The organism is Mycobacterium sp. (genome assembly GCF_025965855.1).
GTDB lineage: Bacteria > Actinomycetota > Actinomycetes > Mycobacteriales > Mycobacteriaceae > Mycobacterium.
The window spans coordinates 1-5,467 of the sequence record NZ_JAOPWB010000342.1 but is presented as its reverse complement, the minus strand read 5'-3'; the positions used below and the strand labels follow the sequence as shown (position 1 = coordinate 5,467).

Annotated in this window: 7 protein-coding genes and 1 pseudogene; 2 read left to right on the top strand and 6 right to left on the bottom strand. The window is 68.0% G+C overall.

Annotated elements, in window-relative coordinates; all coding sequences use genetic code 11:
- Positions 1–436 (bottom strand): DedA family protein (locus tag JWP83_RS29575; protein WP_297738678.1); only part of this gene is annotated, 436 nt, incomplete at its 3' end.
- Positions 437–494: 58 nt separating this feature from the next.
- On the opposite strand from JWP83_RS29575, the gene fbaA reads away from it, so the two are divergent.
- The gene (gene fbaA, locus JWP83_RS29570) at positions 495–1,526 is read left to right on the top strand and encodes a class II fructose-bisphosphate aldolase (protein ID WP_297738676.1); all 1,032 of its coding nucleotides are present in this window, start codon (positions 495–497) and stop codon (positions 1,524–1,526) included.
- Positions 1,527–1,601: 75 nt separating this feature from the next.
- Here fbaA and JWP83_RS29565 read toward each other — a convergent pair whose 3' ends face one another.
- A complete protein-coding gene (locus tag JWP83_RS29565; protein ID WP_297738674.1) occupies positions 1,602–2,408 on the bottom strand; it encodes a hypothetical protein in 807 nt (268 codons plus the stop codon).
- 47 nt (positions 2,409–2,455) lie between these two features.
- Between JWP83_RS29565 and JWP83_RS29560 the strand changes: the two genes are divergently transcribed.
- Positions 2,456–2,869, top strand: coding sequence for a DUF3151 domain-containing protein (locus JWP83_RS29560; protein ID WP_297738672.1), 414 nt, complete (start codon positions 2,456–2,458; stop codon positions 2,867–2,869).
- Here the strand turns inward: JWP83_RS29560 and JWP83_RS29555 are convergent.
- The 4 genes and pseudogenes from JWP83_RS29555 to JWP83_RS29540 form a co-directional block, all read right to left on the bottom strand.
- Positions 2,866–3,765, bottom strand: coding sequence for a cation diffusion facilitator family transporter (locus JWP83_RS29555; RefSeq protein WP_297738670.1), 900 nt, complete (start codon positions 3,763–3,765; stop codon positions 2,866–2,868). The genes JWP83_RS29560 and JWP83_RS29555 overlap by 4 nt on opposite strands.
- 40 nt (positions 3,766–3,805) lie before the next feature.
- The gene (locus JWP83_RS29550) at positions 3,806–4,582 is read right to left on the bottom strand and encodes a site-2 protease family protein (RefSeq protein WP_297738669.1); all 777 of its coding nucleotides are present in this window, start codon (positions 4,580–4,582) and stop codon (positions 3,806–3,808) included.
- A 35-nt stretch (positions 4,583–4,617) separates the two neighbouring features.
- A complete protein-coding gene (locus JWP83_RS29545) occupies positions 4,618–4,992 on the bottom strand; it encodes a DoxX family protein (protein ID WP_297738667.1) in 375 nt (124 codons plus the stop codon).
- Between the two features lie 77 nt (positions 4,993–5,069).
- Positions 5,070–5,467, bottom strand: a pseudogene (locus JWP83_RS29540) (peptidase M50); the annotation flags it as partial.

Below are 5,467 nucleotides of genomic sequence, written 5' to 3'. Positions count from 1 at the left end.
CCCCGGCGACCACCGGGACGAACGTCCGCACGAACGGGGCGAACCGGGCGAGGATGATCGCCCAGGGCCCGTACTTGTCGAAGAACGCGTGCGACTCCGACACGTAGTGCTTCTTGAAGAACCGCGAATCTTCCTTCTTGAACAGCGCCGGCCCCATCCGCCGCCCGATGAAATAGCCGGTTTGATCGCCCAGCACCGCGACCAGCGCGACGGACGGCGCCAGCACCCAGATGCTCGCCGGCGGGTTCGGGTGCGCGGCCAGCAGCCCGCCGGTGAACAACAGCGATTCGCCCGGCAGCAGCGGAAACAGCAGCCCGGTCTCGATGAAGACGATGACCAGGATCCCGGGCAGCACCGCTTTCCCGAAGACGCCGTTGGAGCCCAGCCAGTACATTGGGTCGAGGATGTCCGGCAGGGCCGTCACCACGGTGCTCACGATGTCTCAACATACCGGTCTTGCGATACTGGACGGACCCAGCCGCCAGGAGGAGCTCATGCCCATCGCAACGCCCGAGGTCTACGCCGAGATGCTGGGACGCGCCAAGGAGAACGCGTACGCCTTCCCGGCCATCAACTGCACCTCGTCGGAGACGGTCAACGCCGCGATCAAGGGCTTCGCCGATGCCGGCAGCGACGGCATCATCCAGTTCTCCACGGGCGGTGCGGAGTTCGCCTCGGGCCTCGGGGTCAAGGACATGGTGTCCGGCGCCGTCGCGCTGGCCGAATTCACCCGCAGCATCGCGGCCAGATACCCGATCAACGTCGCGCTGCACACCGACCACTGCCCCAAGGACAAGTTGGACAGCTACGTGCGGCCGCTGCTGGCGATCTCGGCCGAACGTGTGAGCGCGGGCAACGATCCTTTGTTCCAGTCACACATGTGGGACGGCTCCGCGGTGCCGGTCGAGGAAAATCTCGCCATCGCCCAGGGGCTGCTCAAGGAGGCCGCGGCCGCCAAGATCATCCTCGAGGTCGAGATCGGCGTGGTGGGTGGTGAGGAGGACGGCGTCGCGCACGAGATCAACGACAAGCTCTACTCCACTCCCGAGGATTTCGAGAGGACGGTCGACGCGCTGGGCAACGGCGAGCACGGCAAGTACCTGCTGGCCGCGACGTTCGGCAACGTGCACGGCGTCTACAAGCCCGGCAACGTCAAGCTACGTCCCGACGTGCTGGCGCTGGGGCAGCAGGTGGCGGCGGCCAAGCTGGGCCTGGCCGCCGACGCCAAGCCGTTTGACTTCGTGTTCCACGGCGGTTCGGGTTCGCTGAAGTCTGAGATCGAGGACTCACTCAAGTTCGGCGTGGTGAAGATGAACGTCGACACCGACACCCAGTACGCGTTCACCCGCCCGATCGCGGGCCATATGTTCGCCAACTACGACGGCGTGCTCAAGGTCGACGGCGAGGTGGGCGTCAAGAAGGCCTACGACCCGCGCACCTACCTCAAGAAGGCCGAGGCCGGCATGACCGAGCGGGTCGTGGAGGCCTGCAACGACCTGCATTGCGCCGGGAAGACGCTCGGCTGACATTGCCGAGCAGACGCAAAAGCCCCCATTTTCGGCACGAAATGGGGGCTTTTGCGTCTGCTCGCGCAATCAAAGCTAGCCGCTGGGGGACTGGCAGATCTTCCACTGCTCGTCGCGGTACTGCAGGTCGAGGCTGCGCGTCGACCGCAGCGACGGGTCGTACGCCATGAACGTGGTGATGTTCGCCTCGGCGTGCTGGCCGTTGACGACGACCTGGTCGATGCTGGCGATCACCGGATACTGCTTGGCCGCCGAGACCCGCTGATAGGTTTCCTGCCACGCGTGTTCGTCGTAATCCACGTATCCGTCGCGGACGGTCCCGCACGTGACGGTGCGCAGCGAGGTCAGATCGCCCCGTTGCACCGCGACGTCGTACTGCTGGATGGTGTGCCGAACCTGGTCTTCCTCAGAGACTTTCGAGTGTTTACTCCGGGTCAGCAGCACGGTGCCGAGGATCGCGATCGCCACCAGCGCCAGCACGATCACCACCAGCGCCAGCACCCAACCCCAGTTGACTTGCCGGGTAGTCCGGAGCTTTGCCCCCAGCCGGGGTGGAATTGATTGCGGCACAGCGGCTTTCGGGGGAACGCCCATCTGTGGCGGCGCGCCTTCCGCGCCCGGCGGCGACGCGAATACCTCCGTGGCCGGCTCCGCGGCAGTGGCGATGACCTGGGTCTCCTTCGCGTCGAACCCGGGGGCGGTGAAACGACGCTCGCGCTGCTGGCCTTCCACGGCCTCGGCATCGGTGTCCTGATCGCCCTTGTTGATCACCACGGTCTCGGTCTCGGGGTCGCTGGGCACCAGCGGCTGGTTCTCGGCTGCCCCTTCGCCGGTCGGCCGGCTCGGCGTGGCGCCGCGGTCGGGTTCGGGTGGATTGGGCATGTAGGGAGCTTAACGACCCGAGCCCCGGGAACGGCAAGATAGTCGGCATGACATCGATGGGAGATCTCCTCGGACCCGAACCGACCCTGCTGCCCGGCGACAGCGACGCCGAGGCGGAGCTGCTCGCCAACCAGAACCCGAGCAGTGTCGCCGCCGCGCACCCGTCGGCGTCGGTGGCCTGGGCCGCGCTCGCCGAAGAGGCGCTGGCGGAAGACAGGGCCGTCACGGCCTATGCGTACGCCCGCACCGGCTACCACCGCGGCCTGGACCAGCTGCGCCGAAACGGCTGGAAGGGCTTCGGCCCCGTGCCGTACGCGCACGAGCCCAACCGCGGCTTCCTGCGTTGCGTGGCGGCGCTGGCCAAGGCCGCCGACACCATCGGCGAGACCGACGAATACCTGCGCTGCCTGGATCTGCTCGAGGATTGCGACCCCGCGGCGCGCCAGGCTTTGGGTCTTTAGAAGCCTTCCGTGCAGTCGCGCTGCCGGTCCGGCGACTCGATCTGGACGGTGGCGTGGTCCAGCCCGCGTTCCGACAGCACCGCGCGCGCGGCCTGCAGCACCCGGGCGGAGTCGCCGTCGCTGGTCAGGTGCGCGGTGCACATGTCCTTGCCGGGCGAGAGCGTCCACACGTGCAGGTCGTGCACTTCGGTCACGCCGTCGACGGCACCCAGCGCGCTGCGCAGCTCCTCCACGTCGATGTGGGTCGGCGACGACTCGGACAGGATGCGCAGCGCGTCGCGGGCCAGCGAGATGGCCCGGGGCAGCACCCACAGCGCGACCAGCACCGCGACCACCACGTCGGCGTACGGCCAGCGCGTCGTCACGGTGACCACGCCGGCGATCAGCACGCCCAGGCTGCCGACGCTGTCGGCGACCACCTCCATGTAGGCGCCCTTGACCGCCAGGCTCTGCGCCGAGTGCGACCGCAGCAGCAGCGCCACCACGAGGTTGGCGAGCAGCCCGGCCAGCGCGACCACGATCATCGGCACGCCGGGGATCGACGGGGTGTCCTTGAGCCGCCGGATCGCCTCCAAGAGGATGAACAGCGACACCCCGAGCAGCAGCCCGGCGTTGGCGACCGCGGTGAAGACCTCCGCCCGATGCCACCCATAGGTGCGCGCGGGCGACGAGCTGCCCCGGCGGGCCAGCGTCACGGCGGCCAGTCCCATGAACACCGCGACGACGTCGGTCAGCATGTGCCCGGCGTCGGCGAGCAGCGCGATCGAGTTGATCAGCAGCGAGGTGGTCAGTTCCACGACGAAGAACGCCGCCAGGATCGCCGCGGCGACGATCATGCGGGGGATCATCCGCGACGAATCGGTCTCGTCGGGGGTGTGATTGTGGCCGGCGCCCATAGCTTGCAATATATGCGTAATGACGCATATATTGCAAGGGCTAGAACCAGGCGCTCCAGAACCGGGTCAGCGAGTTGCCCCAAGCCACCAACACGTGCGGCACACCGGAGAAATCGAACAACCAGAGCACAACTGCGAAGAACCACTGGCTGCCCGCCAACAGCAAGAAAATCAGGATGAAGAAGCCCCACTGCTTGGCCGGGGCCAGCGCGCGCTGCGTCTCGGGACTCAGATGCGGCTCCAGGGCGTCGTACCCGTCCAGGCCCGGGACGGGCAGCAGGTTCAGCAACACGGCGGTGAGCTGGAGGAATCCCAGGAAGGCCACCCCCGCCCACAGCACACCGTGGGCGGGGTTGTAGAACAACCGCGTCAACACCAGCAGGAGCACCGCCAGCACCAGGTTCGCCGCCGGCCCCGCCAGGCTGACCATGGTCCGGCGGGCGGGCGTCATGAACCATGTCCGCACGTACACCGCGGCACCCGGCAAGCCGATCCCGCCCAACGCGACGACCACGATCGGCAGCAGGAGCGAGAGCGCGGGGTGGCTGTAGCGCCGCGGGTCCAGGGTCAAATAGCCGCGCACCGCGACGTCGTGATCGCCGAATCGCCAGGCGGTCACCGCGTGGCCGAATTCGTGCAGGCACAGCGACACCAGCCAGCCGGCGATCACGAAGATGAAGACACCGGCATAGGACAAGGGCCGCACGCTGGATCCGGCCAGCCAGGCCAGCACGCCGCCGACCGCCGTCAGGGCGACCAGGGCCAAAAAGAGCGGGCTGGGCCGCACCGATTCGTGTTGCCGCGCGGGAAAGCTCACCGCTCGAAACTACCGGACCCGCGGCTCGCCGGCCTTTAGCGAGACACTCGTCGCCGTTGCGGGCGCAGCGCCCAGGAGGCAGCGGTGAGCCCCACGAGTATTAGGGGACCCACCAGGGTTGTGGCGTCATCGCCGACCCAGAGATGCGACGCCGTTGCTCCCGCGTAGACGAACATCAGACCCGCGTATGCCCACTCCTTGACTAGCGGCAGGCGTGGTGCCAGAAGCACGACGCCGGCCGACACGTAGCAGATACCGAGAATGGTCATGAAGTACGGCGGATATCCAAGATGTGTCACGACGCCCTTGAACGGCTGCAACCGCAAAGCGCCCATCAGCCCACCTACGAAACACTCGGCGGCGAGCACGCCAGTCGTCGTCCAATAGGCGGCGACGTTGATTTGTGTCATCCGGCTGAGCCTCCTGAGATCTCAAAACATCGACACCTCGCCGGCCCAAAATGTGACCAGCACGCGAAAACATCTCTTCAGTCGACCAGCAGCCAACCTTCGACGTGGCGGTAGAACGTCGATCGGCGCGCCGTGCGCGGCGCCGCGACGCCGTCCCGCACGACGGTGACGCCGGTGCTGCCCAGCTGGGCCGCGCGGCCGGCGACCCACCGGCGCCACATCCGGCCCCGCCGCACCGAGGCGCGCAGGCCCGGCACGGCCAGCGTCGGCTCGATGCGCACGGCGGCGACCTCCCCGTCGAAGAGCGTGGTGTCGTCGACGACCGCCTCGCCGTCGATGACCGGCCGGTCGTCGGCCGGCAGCCAGCGCGCCAGGCCCACGATCACCGATCCGGTCTCGTCGCGGATCAGGGTCACCCGCCGGGCGGAGCCGCGGCGGGCGCGCCGTGCCGCACGGCGCCCGGCCGCGACGCGAT

Excerpts from the sequence above, each read along its gene's own strand:
- JWP83_RS29565 (WP_297738674.1), bottom strand. The coding sequence starts at position 2,408 with ATGCCCAATCCACCCGAACCCGACCGCGGCGCCACGCCGAGCCGGCCG.
- JWP83_RS29545 (WP_297738667.1), bottom strand. The coding sequence starts at position 4,992 with ATGACACAAATCAACGTCGCCGCCTATTGGACGACGACTGGCGTGCTC.
- fbaA (WP_297738676.1), top strand. The coding sequence starts at position 495 with ATGCCCATCGCAACGCCCGAGGTCTACGCCGAGATGCTGGGACGCGCC.
- JWP83_RS29555 (WP_297738670.1), bottom strand. The coding sequence starts at position 3,765 with ATGGGCGCCGGCCACAATCACACCCCCGACGAGACCGATTCGTCGCGG.
- JWP83_RS29560 (WP_297738672.1), top strand. The coding sequence starts at position 2,456 with ATGACATCGATGGGAGATCTCCTCGGACCCGAACCGACCCTGCTGCCC.